Below are 17,802 nucleotides of genomic sequence, written 5' to 3'. Positions count from 1 at the left end.
TGCTACGCCACTTGCGGAACAGGGGCGCAACGCCCTATGTATGGAACACTTACGATTCAGAACCATTCACTTCGCCATAAATATATCCAGAGGCCCATAATGAGAGATCCGATCGAAACCGTCATGAACCTCGTCCCGATGGTGGTTGAGCAGACCAACCGTGGCGAACGGGCCTATGATATTTTCTCGCGCCTTCTCAAGGAGCGCATCATCTTCGTGAACGGACCGGTTGAAGACGGAATGTCGATGCTGGTTTGCGCACAGCTTCTCTTTCTCGAGGCAGAAAACCCGAAGAAAGAGATCAACATGTACATCAATTCGCCCGGCGGTGTCGTAACCTCCGGCATGGCGATCTATGACACGATGCAGTTCATCCGTCCGCCGGTTTCCACGCTTTGCATGGGCCAGGCTGCTTCGATGGGCTCGCTGCTCCTGACCGCCGGTGCGACCGGCCAGCGTTATGCGCTGCCGAATGCCCGTATCATGGTTCACCAGCCATCGGGCGGTTTCCAGGGACAGGCCTCGGACATCGAACGTCATGCGCAGGACATCATCAAGATGAAGCGCCGCCTGAACGAGATCTACGTCAAGCACACGGGCCGCGATTACGAGACGATCGAACGCACGCTCGACCGCGACCATTTCATGACCGCGCAGGAAGCGCTCGAATTCGGCCTTATCGACAAGGTGGTTGAATCGCGCGACGTGGGCGCGGACGAATCGAAGTAAGAGCCGGAATCTCCGGCTCGCACCCGTTTTTAGCGCCCTTTGCCACAAAAGGGGCCCAATTCTTGCAACTACGTGATGGTTAACGCGCCACGTTAAGCATCTGTTGGGGTTCGGGGCGCTAAACTTGGTCAGATTATGCCGAATCTTTGCCGGGAACTTATTTTTCATTTGTTCGACGGTGCAGCTTCTGCAAAAGTCGCCAAATGGCTCCTTCGGTCGGGGAGCCATACGGTGACAGGAATCCTGAGACTACAGGCCCTACATGACAGGCAGCGCGTATCTGCTGCCGTTGTGACCGGCGGGAGGCGCGTTTCTCCTCCAGCACTGGGTCCGAACCGGAAGAAACGATCGATATGAACGCCCAAGGTTCATTTCGGTCAATTGAAAGGAAACTGCGATGAGCAAAGTCAGCAACAGCGGCGGCGATTCCAAGAATACGCTTTATTGCTCGTTCTGCGGCAAAAGCCAGCATGAAGTGCGCAAGCTGATTGCAGGCCCGACCGTTTTCATCTGCGACGAGTGCGTCGAACTCTGCATGGACATCATCCGCGAGGAAAACAAATCCTCGATGGTGAAGTCGCGCGAGGGCGTGCCTACGCCGCAGGAAATCATGGCCGTCCTTGACGATTACGTCATCGGCCAGAAGGATGCCAAGCGCGTTCTGTCGGTTGCGGTACACAATCATTACAAGCGTCTCGCCCATCAGTCCAAGAGCAGCGATATCGAGCTTGCGAAGTCGAACATTCTTCTCGTCGGTCCGACGGGTTGCGGCAAGACCTATCTTGCCCAGACGCTCGCACGCATCATCGATGTGCCATTCACCATGGCCGATGCGACGACACTGACGGAAGCAGGTTATGTCGGTGAAGATGTCGAGAACATCATCCTGAAGCTGCTTCAGGCCGCCGATTACAACGTAGAACGCGCACAGCGCGGCATCGTCTATATCGACGAAGTCGACAAGATCAGCCGCAAGTCGGATAACCCGTCCATCACGCGCGACGTGTCGGGCGAGGGCGTCCAGCAGGCGCTTCTGAAGATCATGGAAGGCACCGTCGCTTCCGTGCCACCGCAGGGTGGCCGCAAGCATCCGCAGCAGGAATTCCTGCAGGTGGACACGACGAACATCCTCTTCATCTGCGGCGGCGCATTTGCCGGTCTCGACAAGATCATCTCCGCACGCGGCGAGAAGACGTCCATCGGCTTCGGCGCCACCGTTCGTTCGGTCGATGAGCGCCGCATCGGTGATGTCTTCAGGGAGCTGGAGCCGGAAGATCTTCTGAAGTTCGGCCTCATTCCGGAATTCGTCGGTCGTCTGCCGGTGATCGCGACGCTCGAAGACCTCGATGTCGATGCTCTGGTGCAGATCCTGACCGAGCCGAAGAATGCGCTCGTGAAGCAGTATCAGCGCCTGTTCGACATGGAAAGTGTCGAGCTGAGCTTCCACGACGACGCCCTGCGAGCCATTGCCAACAAGGCGGTCGAGCGCAAGACGGGTGCACGCGGTCTGCGTTCGATCATGGAAAAGATCCTGCTCGACACGATGTTCGAGCTTCCGACGCTGGAAGGCGTGCAGGAAGTGGTCATTTCCGGCGATGTGGTGGATGGCAGCGCCCGTCCGCTCTATATCTATGCCGAGCGCCAGGATGAAAAGGGTAATGTTTCCGCTTAAGCGGGGGCACCTAATCCACAAAAAGGCCGCGCAAGCGGCCTTTTTCATGTGCAAACTTGCGCCGGGCTGATCCTGTCACTATTGCAGGCGCAGCAATCGGGGTACAGCCTAAGCTAGATATTGTACTTAATGACGGTACAGCGCAGGATAGATGACGATTCTATGAAAGCCGTCCCGATCGAGGCTATTGAATTGCCGGGTTCGGCTCTCCAAGTATGGAACGAAGCACATTCGTGACCTGCCTCATGATGAAAGGGGGCGCGGACGTGGCAGTCAGGTTGAAAGACCTGAGAAAGGACTTAAGTTATGACGGGTACTGAACAGAAGACCCCATTGGGTGGTTCTGAAGCGGGCGGTTCGGACGGGCTCTATGCCGTTTTGCCGTTGCGTGACATCGTCGTTTTCCCGCATATGATCGTTCCGCTTTTTGTCGGCCGCGAAAAGTCCATTCGCGCGCTGGAGGAAGTGATGGGCGTGGACAAGCAGATTCTGCTTGCCACCCAGAAAAACGCTGCCGATGACGATCCGGCACCGGACGCGATTTATGAAGTCGGCACGATTGCCAACGTATTGCAGCTCCTGAAGCTGCCGGACGGCACCGTCAAGGTGCTGGTCGAAGGCACGGCGCGCGCCAAGGTTTCCAAGTTTACCGACCGCGAAGATTATCACGAGGCCTATGCTGCGGCTTTGCCGGAGCCTGAAGAAGATGCCGTCGAGATCGAGGCGCTTGCCCGCTCGGTGGTTTCCGATTTCGAAAATTACGTCAAGCTGAACAAGAAGATTTCGCCGGAAGTGGTTGGCGCTGCCAGCCAGATCGACGACTATTCGAAGCTTGCCGATACGGTTGCCTCGCATCTCGCGATCAAGATTCCCGAGAAGCAGGAAATGCTGTCGATCCTCTCGGTGCGCGAGCGCCTTGAGAAGGCACTTTCCTTCATGGAAGCCGAAATTTCGGTTCTCCAGGTTGAGAAGCGTATCCGCAGCCGCGTCAAGCGCCAGATGGAGAAGACGCAGCGCGAATACTATCTCAACGAGCAGATGAAGGCGATCCAGAAGGAGCTTGGCGATGGCGAGGACGGTCGCGATGAAGCGGCTGAACTCGAAGAGCGCATCAACAAGACCAAGCTCTCCAAGGAAGCCCGCGAAAAGGCCCAGGCTGAGCTGAAGAAGCTGCGCAGCATGAGCCCGATGTCTGCCGAAGCAACGGTCGTCCGCAACTATCTCGACTGGCTGCTGTCCATTCCGTGGGGCAAGAAGTCGAAGATCAAGCAGGACCTGAACTTTGCCGAAGGCGTACTTGGCGACGATCACTTTGGTCTTGAAAAGGTCAAGGAGCGCATTGTCGAGTATCTCGCGGTGCAGGCTCGCTCGACCAAGATCAAGGGCCCGATCCTCTGCCTCGTCGGACCTCCCGGCGTCGGCAAGACCTCGCTTGCACGTTCGATTGCCAAGGCTACCGGCCGTGAATATGTCCGTATGTCGCTCGGCGGCGTGCGTGACGAGGCTGAAATCCGCGGTCACCGCCGTACCTATATCGGTTCGATGCCCGGCAAGGTCATCCAGTCGATGAAGAAAGCGAAGAAGTCCAACCCGCTCTTCCTGCTCGATGAAATCGACAAGATGGGCCAGGATTTCCGCGGCGATCCGTCATCGGCCATGCTTGAGGTGCTGGATCCGGAACAGAACTCGACCTTCATGGATCACTACCTTGAGGTGGAATATGATCTGTCGAACGTCATGTTCGTGACGACGGCAAATACGCTGAACATCCCCGGTCCATTGCTGGATCGTATGGAAGTCATCCGTATCGCCGGCTACACCGAGGATGAAAAGCTCGAGATCGCCAAGCGGCACCTGTTGCCGAAGGCAATCAAGGATCATGCCCTGCAGCCGAAGGAGTTTTCGGTCACGGACGATGCGCTGCGCAATGTTATCCGCCTCTACACGCGGGAAGCAGGTGTGCGTAGCCTCGAACGCGAATTGATGACTCTGGCACGTAAGGCCGTGACCGAAATCCTGAAGTCGAAGAAGAAGTCGGTGAAAGTCACCGAAAAGAACCTCTCCGACTATCTGGGTGTCGAGCGGTTCCGCTTCGGTCAGATCGACGGCGAAGATCAGGTTGGCGTTGTGACAGGTCTTGCCTGGACGGAAGTTGGCGGTGAATTGCTGACCATCGAAGGTGTCATGATGCCCGGTAAGGGCCGCATGACCGTCACGGGTAACCTCCGCGACGTGATGAAGGAATCGATCTCCGCAGCGGCTTCCTATGTCCGCTCGCGTGCCATCGATTTCGGCATCGAACCTCCGTTGTTCGACAAGCGCGACATCCACGTGCACGTGCCGGAGGGGGCTACGCCGAAGGACGGTCCGTCCGCCGGTATCGCCATGGTCACGGCGATCGTATCCGTGCTGACCGGCATTCCGGTTCGCAAGGACATCGCAATGACGGGTGAGGTCACCCTGCGCGGTCGTGTCCTGCCAATCGGCGGCCTGAAGGAAAAGCTCCTCGCAGCTCTGCGCGGCGGCATCAAGAAGGTTCTGATCCCGGAAGGAAACGCCAAGGATCTGGCGGATATTCCGGACAATGTGAAGAACAGTCTTGAGATCGTTCCGGTGTCTCGCGTGGGTGAAGTCCTCAAGCATGCTCTGGTTCGCGAACCTGAGCCGATTGAATGGACCGAGCCGGCAACCCCGGCGACCGTGCCTTCGGTCGAGGAAGAAGCAGGGGCCACGACCGCTCATTAAGGCATTTCCGGCAAACGTGCGAAGCGGTTTGCTTACAGGTAATGCACCGAAATGAACGTCCAGCGGGCGATTCTGTTTCAGTCAGATTGCCCCGCTGGAAGGCGTCTATCAGGACCAACAATTGAAATGCCGGGCAATTTGCCCGGCATTTCTGTGTTTAACCCCGGTTTTCCGGGGTTTTTTCACGTTGACAGGCTTGGTTTGTGAAACGATTTGAATAAACTCCGACCAATCCGGTCACGTTATCCGTTCCGGTAGATAAAGAAAGGAAATGCCAATGAACAAGAACGAATTGGTTGCCGCAGTTGCGGAAAAGGGCGGTTTGACGAAGGCTGATGCCGGTACTGCAGTTGACGCCGTACTCGCCGCTGTTACCGGCGCCCTGAAGGCTGGTGAAGAAGTCCGTCTGCCTGGCTTCGGCGTTTTCTCCGTTTCGCATCGCGCTGCCTCGACCGGCCGTAACCCATCGACCGGCAAGGAAGTTGCTATTCCGGCTCGCAATGTGCCGAAGTTCTCGGCTGGCAAGGGCCTGAAGGACGCCGTAAACGGCTAATCATGATCTGGAGAGTGAAAGCTCTTCGAACGGATCGTGACGTTAAATTTCCAGCCATTGCGGCATGATCGCGAATGGCTGTCGAGAAGGCCCGGCATTGCCGGGCTTTTTTCGTAAATGTAGTAAGCGTGAATGAGTGCTTGCAACCGGATGTGGGCTTCTAAGAACCAAAAATATCCGTCAGGATTCTGGCCAGTGCGAAAACGGCTGCCAATGGTAGCAGCCAGTCGAAAAATATATCCGGGTTTTTCATGAGTAAAAGAATGCTCGGCTGATGTTACGAGATTGTACCGCCAAATGACACCATTTGGCGGCTCAATGGACTAGCGGACGATCTTCAGCAGGGAAGTGCGCTTCCCGAAGATCATATCGGTGCACAATGCCCCTTTACGGGAAAGTCTGTAGGTAGCAGCAGGTCGCGTATCGCAAATGGACTTCACAAAACGCAGTGCTGATACGCGATCTGTGAAAAGTCCCCCGACAAGTCCCAGCCGGTCATAGACGACCCAGCGCCGTGCGGCTTCCTTGTCGACGATAAAGCGCGGCAGTGGAACTGCGGCGTTTCTCTGGTTTTTTGTGGTCATAGCGAGTGCTCCATCCAGAGACGTAACCGCATTCACTGTGTAAGTTGCATGATGAGGAACGTCACCAGAACGCCGGCTCCAATCACGGTCATCAAGCGGAGCAGTATGCTGATGTCCTGGCGCAATTCTTCCTCGGTAATGGCTGAACTGATGTTCCGGGACCCTGCATGCGTATGCTTTGCTTTGCTCAGGTGTAAAAACAGGCCCAATTTTCCGTACATGATCGAAACCTCACTTCTGATGGTTGCACGAATGTTTCAATTGCTGGGGGGCTAGGCTGGCGGTGTTTCAGCGCGCCGCCAGTGTGATGGAAAGTACCGCTTGCTGATGCTGCGCTATGAGCGCCGAGGGTGTTTCTTCCACATGGTCAATGGCAGCACAGGCCCGACGAATGGCGCTGGCGGTTTCTTCGCTGACGCCAACCAACGGCAGCCGTACATCCGGTGACAGACCGCGCCGATGGTGCAAGGCGTACTTCACCGGAACGGGATTGGTATCCTGTTCCATGGCAGTCAGAAGAGGCTTCAATTTGAAGCCGAGCGTTCTGGCAGCGCAGGCATCGGCTCGCTTACAGGCTTCGTAAAGTTCGACAGTGGTTGCTGGAAGCACATTCGATATGACTGAAATCATTCCGTCTCCCCCCTCAAGATTGAAGGAAACGGCGGTCGCGTCATGTCCTGATAGTTGTATCAGCCGATCGTCTATACGACGAACGATGCGTTTGGGCCGGTCGAGTTCACCAGTCGCGTCCTTGATACCAATGACGGTCGGGAGTTCACTCAGCCGTTCGATAGTTTCCAGAGAAAGATCAACGCCGGTTCGCTTCGGGACATTATAAAGGATGATTGGTATCTGGACATTGCGAGCCACGGCTTCGAAGTGGCGATACAAGCCTTCCTGAGACGGGCAGTTATAGTATGGCGTCACAATCAGGGCGGCGTCAGCACCGCAGGCAGCTGCAGCGCTCGTCAATGCAATTGTCGATAGAGTATCGTTGGTGCCTGTTCCTGCAACAACGGGTACACGCCCTGCAGAGACGTCAACACAGGCTTTGATGAGGCTGATCTTTTCCGCCGTATTGAGAGTTGGGGCCTCTCCGGTCGTGCCACAGGGAGAAAGAGCATGGATGCCTTCTCCAATCTGCCACTCCACCAACTCTGCGAAAGCCTTGTGCGCCACTTCTCCGTTTTCAAATGGGGTAACAAGAGCGGTTGTTACTCCGCGCAATCTGGTTCTGAGTTCGTCATAAGCCATTGTTCTGGATCTCCGTTACCCGAACCTTCGACCGCAAACGAACCTCGCATATGTCGCAGAAGCCATTCAGAACGCAGTCTTGCCGGGCGTGAACAAGCTATGAGTCCCGGCGTATAAATTCGAGATCGGGAACAGACCCGGAGTATTAGAAAGTCGTATATTACCTCAGAACATGATGTGACCGCGCTGGCCGTTATAAAGCGACTAACGCTTTTATTCTCAGGTCCTTGCCCGCTCAGACAGAGGAGTATCCGCAAAAAAGCCGGGCACTGGGCCCGGCTTCCGATAACTCTCTTTGCCTGCCGCTTATTCGGCAGCCTCTGAACTGCGCTTGGGGCGGCGTTCCAGCAGTTCCTTGAGGAAGTGGCCGGTGTAGGAGCGTTTCTCCTGCACGATGTCTTCCGGACGGCCCACGGCAACAATCTCGCCGCCGCCATCGCCACCTTCCGGTCCAAGGTCGATGACCCAGTCGGCAGTCTTGATGACTTCGAGATTATGCTCGATCACAACGACTGTGTTGCCCTGTTCCACCAGCTCGTGCAGCACTTCAAGCAGCTTGGCCACATCGTGGAAGTGCAGGCCGGTTGTCGGTTCGTCCAGAATATAGAGCGTGCGGCCCGTTGCGCGGCGTGACAGTTCCTTGGCAAGCTTCACGCGCTGCGCTTCACCACCCGAAAGCGTCGTCGCCTGCTGGCCGACCTTAATATAGCCGAGACCCACCTTGACGAGCGTTTCCATCTTGTCGCGAACGGCAGGCACGGCGGAGAAAAACTCCGCACCTTCCTCGACTGTCATATCCAGCACATCGGCGATGGACTTGCCCTTGAACAGGACTTCCAGCGTTTCGCGGTTGTAGCGTTTGCCGTGACAGACATCACAAGTCACATAGACATCCGGCAGGAAGTGCATCTCGATCTTGATGACGCCGTCGCCCTGACAGGCCTCGCAGCGTCCGCCCTTCACATTGAACGAGAAGCGCCCCGCCTGATAACCGCGCGCCTTGGCTTCCGGCAGACCCGCAAACCAGTCGCGGATCGGCGTGAAGGCGCCGGTATAGGTTGCCGGGTTGGAACGAGGCGTACGACCAATCGGCGACTGGTCGATATCGATCACCTTGTCGAGGAATTCCAGCCCCTCGATGCGGTCATGCTCCGCCGGATGCTCACGTGAACCCATGATGCGGCGCGAAGCGGCCTTGAACAGGGTTTCAATCAGGAAGGTGGATTTGCCGCCGCCTGAAACGCCAGTGACGGCGGTGAAGGTTCCAAGCGGAATATCCGCCGAGACATTTTTCAGATTGTTGCCACGCGCGCCGACGACCTTGATGCGCTTGGACTTTGAAATCTTGCGGCGTTCCGCCGGAACGGCAACTTCCATCGCGCCTGACAGATATTTGCCGGTCAGCGAGTTCGCATTGGACATCACGTCCTGCGGCGACCCTTGAGCGATGATCTTGCCGCCATGGACACCTGCCGCAGGGCCGATATCGACCACATAGTCGGCGGTCAGGATCGCATCTTCGTCATGTTCGACCACGATGACCGTGTTGCCGAGATCGCGCAGATGGCGCAGCGTGTCGAGGAGACGCGCATTATCACGCTGATGCAGGCCGATGGATGGTTCATCCAGCACGTAAAGCACGCCGGTCAGGCCGGAACCGATCTGCGAGGCAAGACGGATACGCTGGCTTTCACCGCCCGACAGCGTGCCGGAATTGCGCGCCAGCGTCAGATAGTCGAGGCCGACATCATTGAGGAACTGCAGGCGCTCCCGGATTTCCTTGAGGATGCGGGCGGCAATCTCGCGCTGCTTGTCGTTAAAGCTGCTATCAATGTCGCGGAACCAGGCGTCGGCCTTGCGGATCGACATTTCCGTGATCTCGCCAACATGCTTCATGCCAACCTTGACCGCAAGCGCTTCCGGCTTCAGGCGGTAGCCGTTACAGGAAGGGCAGGGGGTCGAGGCCATGAAGCGCTCGATATCTTCGCGCGACCAGGCGGAATCGGTCTCTTTCCAACGGCGTTCCAGATTGGGGATCACGCCCTCAAAAGGCTTCGTCGTCTGGTAGGAACGCAGGCCGTCATCATACTGGAAGGTGATTTCCTTGCCCTTGGTGCCATAGAGAATGGCCTGCTGGGCTTCTTCCGAAAGATCAACCCAGCGCGCACCGATCTTGAAGCCATAGGCTTTGCCAAGCGCTTCCAGCGTCTGATTGTAATAGGGCGACGAAGACCGCGCCCATGGGGCAATCGCGCCGTCCTTCAACACTGCCGTTTCGTCGGGAACGATCAGGTTCGGATCAATGGCCTGCTGCGTGCCGAGACCATCACAGGTCGGGCAGGCGCCGAACGGGTTGTTGAATGAGAACAGGCGCGGTTCGATTTCTGGGATGGTGAAACCGGAAACCGGGCAGGCAAACTTTTCCGAAAACAGAATGCGCTCATGCGTTTCGTTGGCCGACTTGTTGGCAGCACCACCTTCAGCCGTTTCTTCAGGCGGCAGCGGCTTGTCAGCAAACTCGGCGACGGCCAGACCTTCAGCAAGCTTGAGGCATGTTTCAAGACTGTCGGCGAGGCGGGTCGACAGGTCAGGCCGCACCACGACACGGTCCACCACAACATCGATGTCGTGCTTGTATTTCTTGTCCAGCGCCGGAACGTCGGCGATTTCATAGAAGGTGCCGTCCACCTTGACGCGCTGAAAGCCCTTCTTCTGAAGCTCTGCCAGCTCCTTCTTGTACTCGCCCTTGCGGCCACGAACGATGGGCGCGAGGATATAAAGGCGCGTGCCTTCTTCCAGCGCCATGACCCGATCAACCATCTGGCTAACGGTCTGGCTCTCAATGGGAAGGCCGGTCGCAGGCGAATAGGGCACACCCACGCGCGCAAAGAGCAGGCGCATATAGTCGTAGATTTCGGTGACGGTGCCGACCGTCGAACGCGGATTGCGGCTCGTCGTCTTCTGCTCGATGGAAATGGCAGGAGAGAGGCCGTCGATCTGGTCGACATCCGGCTTTTGCATCATTTCGAGGAACTGGCGCGCATAGGCCGAAAGACTTTCGACATAACGGCGCTGGCCTTCCGCATAGATCGTATCAAAGGCAAGCGAGGATTTGCCCGAGCCGGAAAGCCCCGTCATCACGATCAGCTTGTCGCGAGGCAGATCGAGATCGACATTTTTCAGATTGTGTTCGCGCGCGCCACGTATGGAAATGAATTTCTGATCGCTCATTCCGCGTCCTGCCTGCTCATGATGCCATGGATAACGGGCGCCGAATGGTAAAACACGTCGCGCCGGTGTCTAATATGGGGTGAAACCCTCCAATAAGAAGGGGGCTCCGGTCATTCATCGGTGCACTCTTATCATTAGAACAAATATCGAACAACCAGCCTTCTGATAGGCGATACGAAATGTGAACGCAAGAGCGTTGACTGTCACTCCTGACAGGAGCAGACTACCCTTACTCGCTGATAGCGGAGAGGTGCCGCGGTGGGATGACACGGCATCGGCAAGAGGTCCGCAGGAGGCGGGGAGACCCAGTAGGGAGGTTAAGGAGCATGAGTCCACCTGACTACAGTGCCTAGCTTTCACAGAGATGAAAGCACAATCCGTTTCGGTTGCGGCAGCATCTTTTCGCAAGGAATGATGCCTCGTTGATCGAAAGTGTGATTGCCGACAATTTGAATTTGCGCGGAATGCAAATGGCCGTGCGCCTTTGTGATCCGAAAAGACCTGCCGACGAATTAATGTCGACACATGAGCATTGCTCAAACCCCAAGCCCTGCGCGCCAAAGATACAGTGAGCGGCAGGGCTTTTCCTTGGAAGCTGATCCCGTTTGCCAAGCGCAGGCAGCTATTGCTTTATGAAGGTTGTCGGCAAGGCTGTTTTGAAATTAAGGCAGATGCAGTTTCAGCCCCTGAAATGAGGCAAACTGCATTATCAGCGCGGTAAACGGTGCAAAAACCCACTGAAATTTATGGCGAACGCAAGGCTTTTTAATGTCGGAAGGTTGCATTTTGAACAAAACAAGAACATAAACTCTGTGGACATTGAAGAATTCACCGGCCCGGATTGAGCACGCTTTGAGCCAGTCCTGTAAGGTGAACATATGAGTTTCTGGTGATGGCGCATTGTTGCGCCTGATCTTTCATTTGAAAAGTGCCTCTTGTCCGCGCGAAGCAGTGCGGAAAGAGTGTGCATGCAAGACCCGGAGTAATTTTCGATGGCTGGTAGCGTCAATAAAGTCATTCTGGTCGGCAATCTTGGTGCCGATCCGGAAATTCGTCGTCTGAATTCCGGCGACGTGGTTGCCAATCTGCGCATTGCAACGTCGGAAAGCTGGCGCGATCGCCAGAGCGGCGAACGCAAGGACCGCACCGAATGGCACAGCGTTGTCATCTTCAATGAGAACCTCGCCAAGGTTGCGGAACAATATCTGAAGAAGGGTGCCAAGGTTTACATCGAAGGCGCGCTCCAGACCCGCAAGTGGCAGGATCAGAACGGCAATGACCGTTATTCGACGGAAGTCGTGCTGCAGAAGTTCCGTGGTGAACTGCAGATGCTCGATAGCCGTGGTGAAGGCGGCGGTGAAGGCCGTTCGTTCGGCGGCGGTGGCGGCAACCGTAACCAGATGTCTGACTATTCCGGTGGCGGCGGTGATTTCGGCTCGTCCGGCCCATCCAATCAGGGTGGCGGCAGCGGTGGCTTCTCGCGCGATCTGGACGACGAAATTCCGTTCTGAGAACGGATATAATCCAGTTTATAAGTTAAATTTGATAAGGCGCTGTTTTACAGCGCTTTTTCTATTGGATCATACTTCCAATTCTCTAGGAAGCATGATGTCTGATTGCAAGTTCGTCAGCGCGACTTGCCCTCAGATGTAATCTGCTCACCGTCCTCTTTGGTGAATGATGCGACGGGGTTTTCCAGAAGCGGCAGAACCAGCTCAGAGGGACGGCAAAGCCTGGTGCCGCGCGGCGTTTCGACGATGGGCCGGTTGATCAGAATCGGATGAGCCATCATGAAATCGATCAGCTCGTCATCAGTCCATTTCGGATCGGACAGCCCGAGTTCGGCATAGGGTGTACCTTTCTCGCGCAATAGTTCGCGTGGTGTCATGTTCATTGCCGCCAGCAGACCGAGCAGACGTTCCCGCGTGGGTGGATTCTGCACATATTCGATGATGACGGGCTCTTTGCCACTGGCACGGATCATTGCCAGTGTATTACGCGAGGTGCCGCATTTTGGATTATGAAAAATGGTCACGGTCATTGGAAATTTCCTGTCTGGATTGAGCGCGTTCATAACAGCTTCGAGAGCAGTTCAGTGCCAGCACGATTCAGTTCATGTCATTCATCTGCGGGTCACCGGGATACGTGTCGATAGAAAACTCCATATTATCCGCTGAAAACCGTGTCAGCGAATACTGGATCGGCACTCCATCGGTATTCACATTGATCGCCTTGGCCGTCAGTACAATGGCGCCGGGCGAAAGCTTCAAATGTTTCAGATCATCCGAATCCGCATGGCGGGCGGATATGATTGTCGATTTACGGAAGTAGTCGGCAACTCCTGCTTTTCGGAAAGCCACGGTGACGGAACCGCTTTCCGCATAATCCTCGGCAATTTCCGGAAATTGTTCGGCACTGATCCAGAGTGTTGCGCGCGACACGGGGCGTCCGTCGGCGCTGTGCAAGGTTTCCAGCCGCAGGACAGGTGAACCAGGCTCGATCTCAAGAGCTTCGGCTATATCCGGGGAGGCAGGCGCTGTGCCGGAAGCGAGCAGCGCGCCTTTCATGTCCCGCACTTGCGAAGCCAGTGATTGCGAAATGCGGGTGCGACGTCCGATCTGATAGGTGAGGCGCTTTGCATTGGCAACGAAGGTGCCGCGCCCTTGCTCGGCACGCAGCACGCCTTCCTGCGTCAGCGCGGCAATGGCGCTGCGCACCGTATGGCGATTGACTCCAAACCTGTCGGCAAGTTCCATCTCGGCGGGCATACGCGCACCCGACTGAAGCCTTCCGGCTCTGATCTCGCCGCGTATCTCGTCGGCAATCTGCCGCCAGATGGCCACGCCGCTGTTTCTCTCAATTCGTCTGGTCTTTGTCATCAACTGTCATCGTCCTGTCATTGGCAGGGTGTATTCATTCTGGTATTGTATAGTTGTCTATATAACTAGACAATTTGAGAGATCAAGTCAACGGGAGTGCATCCCGAAAAACATGAAACGGTTTTCGGACAAGATGCGCCTCAAAACAAACTCCAGAGCATTGATCTGATGCAATCAGGTCAAAGCGCGCTCTGGAACTAACAGGGCAGGGAAGCTCATGTACGGTACGGAGCAAAGTGCGAAGGGAGGCGGAGCCGGTTCCGCCACTGAAAGCGGAACAGTGCCGGATGCAGTGCCAGATTCAGTTCAAGCCGCACGGCAGGCAAGCATGGCAGTTCTTGCGCGTGCAAGCGGCGAAGAGCTGCATGCCTTCTGGCAGGCATGGTCCAACAAGCCGGAATTTGAAGTTCTGCGCGGACCGGAAACCGGTCTCGTAATGCTGCGTGGCCGCATTGGTGGCGGCGGTGCATCCTTCAATGTCGGCGAGGCAACGGTGACGCGCGCTACGGTGCGGCTCTCCGACGGTTCTGTCGGTCACTCTTATGCGCTCGGTCGCGATCAGGAAAAGGCGCGGCTTGCCGCTGTCTTCGATGCATTGTGGCTCGATGAAGGCCATCGCGATGCCGTGGAGGCACAAGTGCTGAATGTCTTGCGCAAACGGTTGAACGATGCCGATGCCAAGCTGCGCGGCGAAGCCGCCGCTACCAAGGTCGATTTCTTCACAATGGTCCGGGGAGACAATTGATGCTTCCTTTTTCTCTCGAAAACAGCACTTCCTCCGCGTTTGAGGGTGGCTTTGCCGATCCGGTGACGGATGCGCAGTCAGCTTTTCATGCCGTCATGCACGCCATGGCTAATCCCGGTCGCATTTATCCATTGGCTCGCACAGCCACACCACCGCAGCCGCTGACGCCTGAACTGGGCGTTATTGCAGCAACCTTGCTCGATCACGATGCAACTGTCTGGTGCGATGCAGCGATAGCAGCTGATGAAAGCGCAACCGCCTGGCTTACTTTCCACACGGGTGCGCCGCGTGTCGAAAGTGCGGATGCCGCGCAATTCGCTCTAGCCAGCAATGTTTCGCTGCTGCCGTCTCTGGCAGGGTTTTCGCAGGGCGACGCCGAATTTCCCGACTGTTCGACAACCGTCGTTCTCGCTGTTGCGTCACTGACAAGCGGACAGGGCTTTGTGCTGAAAGGCCCCGGTATCGATGGCGAACGTGCACTTCATGTCGAAGGTCTGCCGCAGGATTTCATCCAGCAATGGCGTGAGAACGGCGCACAATACCCGCTCGGCGTTGATCTTGTTCTGGTCAGCGACGGCGCTGTTGCAGCGCTTCCCCGCACAACTCGCGTTTCCGCTCTGGAGGGCTGAAAATGTATGTTGCCGTAAAGGGTGGCGAAACGGCCATCCATAATGCACACCGTCTTCTCGATGATCGTCGTCGCGGCGACCGTTCGGTTCCGGCACTGCGTCTCGATCAGATTGCCGAACAGCTGGCGCTGGCGGTTGATCGCGTCATGGCCGAAGGTTCGCTCTATGATCGCGAACTGGCGGCACTTGCTGTGCGCCAGTCGCGCGGCGATCTGATCGAAGCGATCTTTCTGGTCCGCGCCTACCGCACCACCTTGCCGCGCTTTGGCTATTCGCGGCCGATGGAAACCGCTGAAATGCTGATCGAACGCCGCATTTCTGCGACCTACAAGGATTTACCGGGTGGTCAGTTGCTCGGACCGACCTTTGATTACACGCATCGTCTGCTCGACCCAGATCTGGCCGGTGATGTTGCCGTTCCGGAACCCGAAATGCGGGAAGCCGTGAAGGAAGAGACGCCGCGTGTAACCGATATTCTTGGCGCGGTCGGCATGATTGAGGATGATGGTTCCCTGCCGGAAGGTCACGAACCGGGCGACCTGACCCGCGAACCGTGGACATTCCCGATGGAGCGCGATCTGCGCCTTCAGGCATTGGCACGCGGTGATGAAGGTTTCCTGCTGGCGCTCGGCTATTCCACCCAGCGCGGCTATGGCAATAACCATCCTTTCGTCGGCGAAATCCGCATTGGCGAAGTGGATGTCGAGTTCGACGTGCCCGAACTTGGTTTTGCCGTCTCGCTCGGTCGCGTGCAGCTGACCGAATGCCAGATGGTCAATCAGTTCAAGGGATCGGCCAAGCAGCCGCCGCAATTCACGCGCGGTTACGGTCTGGTGTTCGGCCAGAGCGAACGCAAGGCCATGTCCATGTCGCTCTGCGACCGTGCACTGCGCGTGCGGGAATTCGATGCGGATGTGACGGCACCTGCCGAGGACGAGGAATTCGTCATCTCGCATTCCGACAATGTGCAGGCGACGGGTTTCGTCGAGCATCTGAAACTGCCGCATTACGTGGATTTCCAGGCAGAACTCGACCTCATTCGCCGCATGCGTGCGGAATATGACCAAGCGCACAATGAGACTGAAGGCGTAACGAAGGAGGCCGCAGAATGAGCGATCTGGCCAATTATAACTTCGCCTATCTGGACGAACAGACCAAGCGGATGATCCGCCGCGCCATCCTGAAGGCCATCGCAATACCGGGCTATCAGGTGCCTTTTGCCAGCCGTGAAATGCCGATGCCTTATGGCTGGGGCACCGGCGGCGTGCAGGTGACGGCTGCAATTCTGGGGCCGGATGATGTGCTGAAGGTCATCGATCAGGGTGCCGATGACACGACCAATGCCGTTTCCATCCGCGCCTTCTTCCAGAAGACTGCCGATGTCGCTGTAACAACCCATACGGGCGAGGCGACCATCATCCAGACCCGGCACCGTATCCCGGAATATCCGCTGACCGAGGGGCAGGTGATTGTCTATCAGGTGCCGATCCCGGAACCGCTGCGTTTTCTGGAGCCACGCGAAACCGAAACCCGCAAGATGCACGCGCTCGCCGAATATGGCCTCATGCATGTGAAGCTTTACGAGGACATTGCGCGTCACGGTCATATCGCCAAGACCTACGATTATCCGGTAATGATCGAAGGCCGCTATGTGATGGCACCTTCGCCGACGCCGAAATTCGACAATCCGAAAATGCATATGTCTCCGGCATTGCAGCTGTTCGGCGCAGGTCGCGAAAAGCGCATTTATGCCGTCCCGCCCTATACGCAGGTGGTCAGCCTCGATTTCGAGGATCATCCGTTCGAAGTGCAGAAGTTCAAGGAACCCTGTGCGCTGTGCGGCGCGAAGGGCGTCTATCTGGATGAGGTCGTGCTCGATGATCGCGGCGGCTCGATGTTCGTCTGCTCCGACACTGATTTTTGCGAAGACCGTCAGGCCAACGGCCATTTCGGTCATCTGGCTGCAAACAAGGAGGCTGCGGCCAAGGAGACCGTAAAATGAACAGCGAACCCCTGCTGAGAGTAAACAGCCTGTCGAAGTTTTACGGCAATCGCCGTGGCTGTGCAGACATTTCCTTCAATCTGTGGCCAGGCGAAGTGCTGGCCATCGTCGGCGAATCCGGTTCGGGCAAGACGACGCTCCTGAACAGTCTGGCAACCCGCCTCGAGCCGACTTCCGGCACCGTCGAATACCGGATGCGTGACGGTGAATTCCGCGATCTCTACAAGATTGGCGAGGCGGAACGCCGTTTCCTGATGCGGACCGACTGGGGTTTTGTGCACCAGAACCCTGCAGACGGATTGCGCATGACGGTTTCAGCTGGCGCCAATGTGGGCGAACGCCTGATGGCAGTCGGAGAACGCCATTACGGTAATATCCGCTCGACGGCCACCGAATGGCTGGGACGTGTCGAAATAGCCTCCGACCGTATCGACGATCAGCCGCGCGCCTTCTCTGGCGGCATGCGCCAGCGCTTGCAGATTGCCCGCAATCTGGTGACCGCTCCGCGACTTGTTTTCATGGATGAACCGACCGGCGGTCTCGACGTGTCCGTGCAGGCACGTCTTCTCGACCTGTTGCGCGGCCTCGTCAGCGATCTTGGTCTGTCGGTGATCATCGTTACTCACGATCTTGCCGTAGCCCGGCTTCTGTCCCATCGCATCATGGTCATGAAAGACGGCCATATTGTCGAACAGGGCCTGACCGACCGCGTTCTGGATGACCCGCAAGCGCCTTATACGCAGCTGCTCGTGTCGTCTATTCTACAGGTTTAGTAAATT

16 protein-coding genes are annotated in these 17,802 nt (G+C 56.6%); 10 read left to right on the top strand and 6 right to left on the bottom strand.

All coding sequences use genetic code 11. The features are described 5' to 3' along the window. Positions 1–99: 99 nt before the first annotated feature. The 4 genes from clpP (at position 100) to OANT_RS11440 (ending at position 5,699) form a co-directional block, all read left to right on the top strand. Complete coding sequence (gene clpP / locus OANT_RS11455) at positions 100–729, top strand: ATP-dependent Clp endopeptidase proteolytic subunit ClpP (protein ID WP_010660144.1); 630 nt, start codon at positions 100–102, stop codon at positions 727–729. A gap of 397 nt (positions 730–1,126) precedes the next feature. Next, a complete protein-coding gene (gene clpX / locus OANT_RS11450; RefSeq protein WP_010660143.1) occupies positions 1,127–2,401 on the top strand; it encodes an ATP-dependent Clp protease ATP-binding subunit ClpX in 1,275 nt (424 codons plus the stop codon). A 306-nt stretch (positions 2,402–2,707) separates the two neighbouring features. Continuing rightward, positions 2,708–5,146 carry an endopeptidase La gene (gene lon, locus OANT_RS11445; protein WP_012092090.1) on the top strand — a complete coding sequence of 813 codons (2,439 nt, stop codon included), beginning with the start codon at positions 2,708–2,710 and terminating at the stop codon, positions 5,144–5,146. Between the two features lie 277 nt (positions 5,147–5,423). After that, a complete protein-coding gene (locus tag OANT_RS11440) occupies positions 5,424–5,699 on the top strand; it encodes an HU family DNA-binding protein (protein WP_006470422.1) in 276 nt (91 codons plus the stop codon). A gap of 323 nt (positions 5,700–6,022) precedes the next feature. On the opposite strand, the gene OANT_RS11435 is transcribed toward OANT_RS11440, so the two are convergent. From OANT_RS11435 to uvrA, 4 genes are all read right to left on the bottom strand, one after another. Continuing rightward, positions 6,023–6,283, bottom strand: coding sequence for a hypothetical protein (locus OANT_RS11435; RefSeq protein WP_049768400.1), 261 nt, complete (start codon positions 6,281–6,283; stop codon positions 6,023–6,025). A gap of 32 nt (positions 6,284–6,315) precedes the next feature. Further along, the gene (locus OANT_RS11430; protein WP_040129315.1) at positions 6,316–6,504 is read right to left on the bottom strand and encodes a hypothetical protein; all 189 of its coding nucleotides are present in this window, start codon (positions 6,502–6,504) and stop codon (positions 6,316–6,318) included. A gap of 67 nt (positions 6,505–6,571) precedes the next feature. Continuing rightward, a complete protein-coding gene (gene dapA, locus OANT_RS11425) occupies positions 6,572–7,537 on the bottom strand; it encodes a 4-hydroxy-tetrahydrodipicolinate synthase (protein ID WP_012092088.1) in 966 nt (321 codons plus the stop codon). Positions 7,538–7,843: 306 nt separating this feature from the next. After that, positions 7,844–10,768 carry an excinuclease ABC subunit UvrA gene (gene uvrA / locus OANT_RS11420; RefSeq protein WP_010660138.1) on the bottom strand — a complete coding sequence of 975 codons (2,925 nt, stop codon included), beginning with the start codon at positions 10,766–10,768 and terminating at the stop codon, positions 7,844–7,846. A 992-nt stretch (positions 10,769–11,760) separates the two neighbouring features. Between uvrA and ssb the strand changes: the two genes are divergently transcribed. Beyond that, on the top strand, positions 11,761–12,279 hold the full coding sequence (ssb, locus tag OANT_RS11410) for a single-stranded DNA-binding protein (protein WP_012092087.1): 519 nt from the start codon (positions 11,761–11,763) through the stop codon (positions 12,277–12,279). Positions 12,280–12,395: 116 nt separating this feature from the next. On the opposite strand, the gene arsC is transcribed toward ssb, so the two are convergent. After that, positions 12,396–12,809, bottom strand: a complete 414-nt coding sequence (arsC, locus tag OANT_RS11405) for an arsenate reductase (glutaredoxin) (RefSeq protein ID WP_012092086.1) — start codon at positions 12,807–12,809, stop codon at positions 12,396–12,398. Positions 12,810–12,876: 67 nt separating this feature from the next. After that, positions 12,877–13,650, bottom strand: coding sequence for a phosphonate metabolism transcriptional regulator PhnF (gene phnF, locus OANT_RS11400; RefSeq protein WP_115179273.1), 774 nt, complete (start codon positions 13,648–13,650; stop codon positions 12,877–12,879). Positions 13,651–13,864: 214 nt separating this feature from the next. Between phnF and phnG the strand changes: the two genes are divergently transcribed. From phnG to phnK, 5 genes are read left to right on the top strand one after another with little or no spacing between them, the layout of a single operon-like run. Further along, complete coding sequence (gene phnG, locus OANT_RS11395; protein ID WP_012092084.1) at positions 13,865–14,392, top strand: phosphonate C-P lyase system protein PhnG; 528 nt, start codon at positions 13,865–13,867, stop codon at positions 14,390–14,392. After that, positions 14,392–15,021, top strand: a complete 630-nt coding sequence (gene phnH, locus OANT_RS11390) for a phosphonate C-P lyase system protein PhnH (protein WP_012092083.1) — start codon at positions 14,392–14,394, stop codon at positions 15,019–15,021. The genes phnG and phnH overlap by 1 nt, the downstream gene beginning before the upstream one ends. 2 nt (positions 15,022–15,023) lie before the next feature. Then, on the top strand, positions 15,024–16,133 hold the full coding sequence (locus tag OANT_RS11385) for a carbon-phosphorus lyase complex subunit (protein ID WP_010660131.1): 1,110 nt from the start codon (positions 15,024–15,026) through the stop codon (positions 16,131–16,133). Next, complete coding sequence (locus tag OANT_RS11380; RefSeq protein ID WP_012092082.1) at positions 16,130–17,023, top strand: alpha-D-ribose 1-methylphosphonate 5-phosphate C-P-lyase PhnJ; 894 nt, start codon at positions 16,130–16,132, stop codon at positions 17,021–17,023. Before OANT_RS11385 ends, OANT_RS11380 begins: the two co-directional genes overlap by 4 nt. Continuing rightward, complete coding sequence (gene phnK / locus OANT_RS11375; RefSeq protein WP_010660129.1) at positions 17,020–17,796, top strand: phosphonate C-P lyase system protein PhnK; 777 nt, start codon at positions 17,020–17,022, stop codon at positions 17,794–17,796. The genes OANT_RS11380 and phnK overlap by 4 nt, the downstream gene beginning before the upstream one ends. The last annotated feature ends 6 nt before the right edge of the window (positions 17,797–17,802 follow it).

This window comes from Brucella anthropi ATCC 49188 (assembly GCF_000017405.1).
Taxonomy (GTDB): Bacteria; Pseudomonadota; Alphaproteobacteria; order Rhizobiales; family Rhizobiaceae; genus Brucella; species Brucella anthropi.
This window is presented reverse-complemented; position numbering and strand designations above follow the sequence as displayed.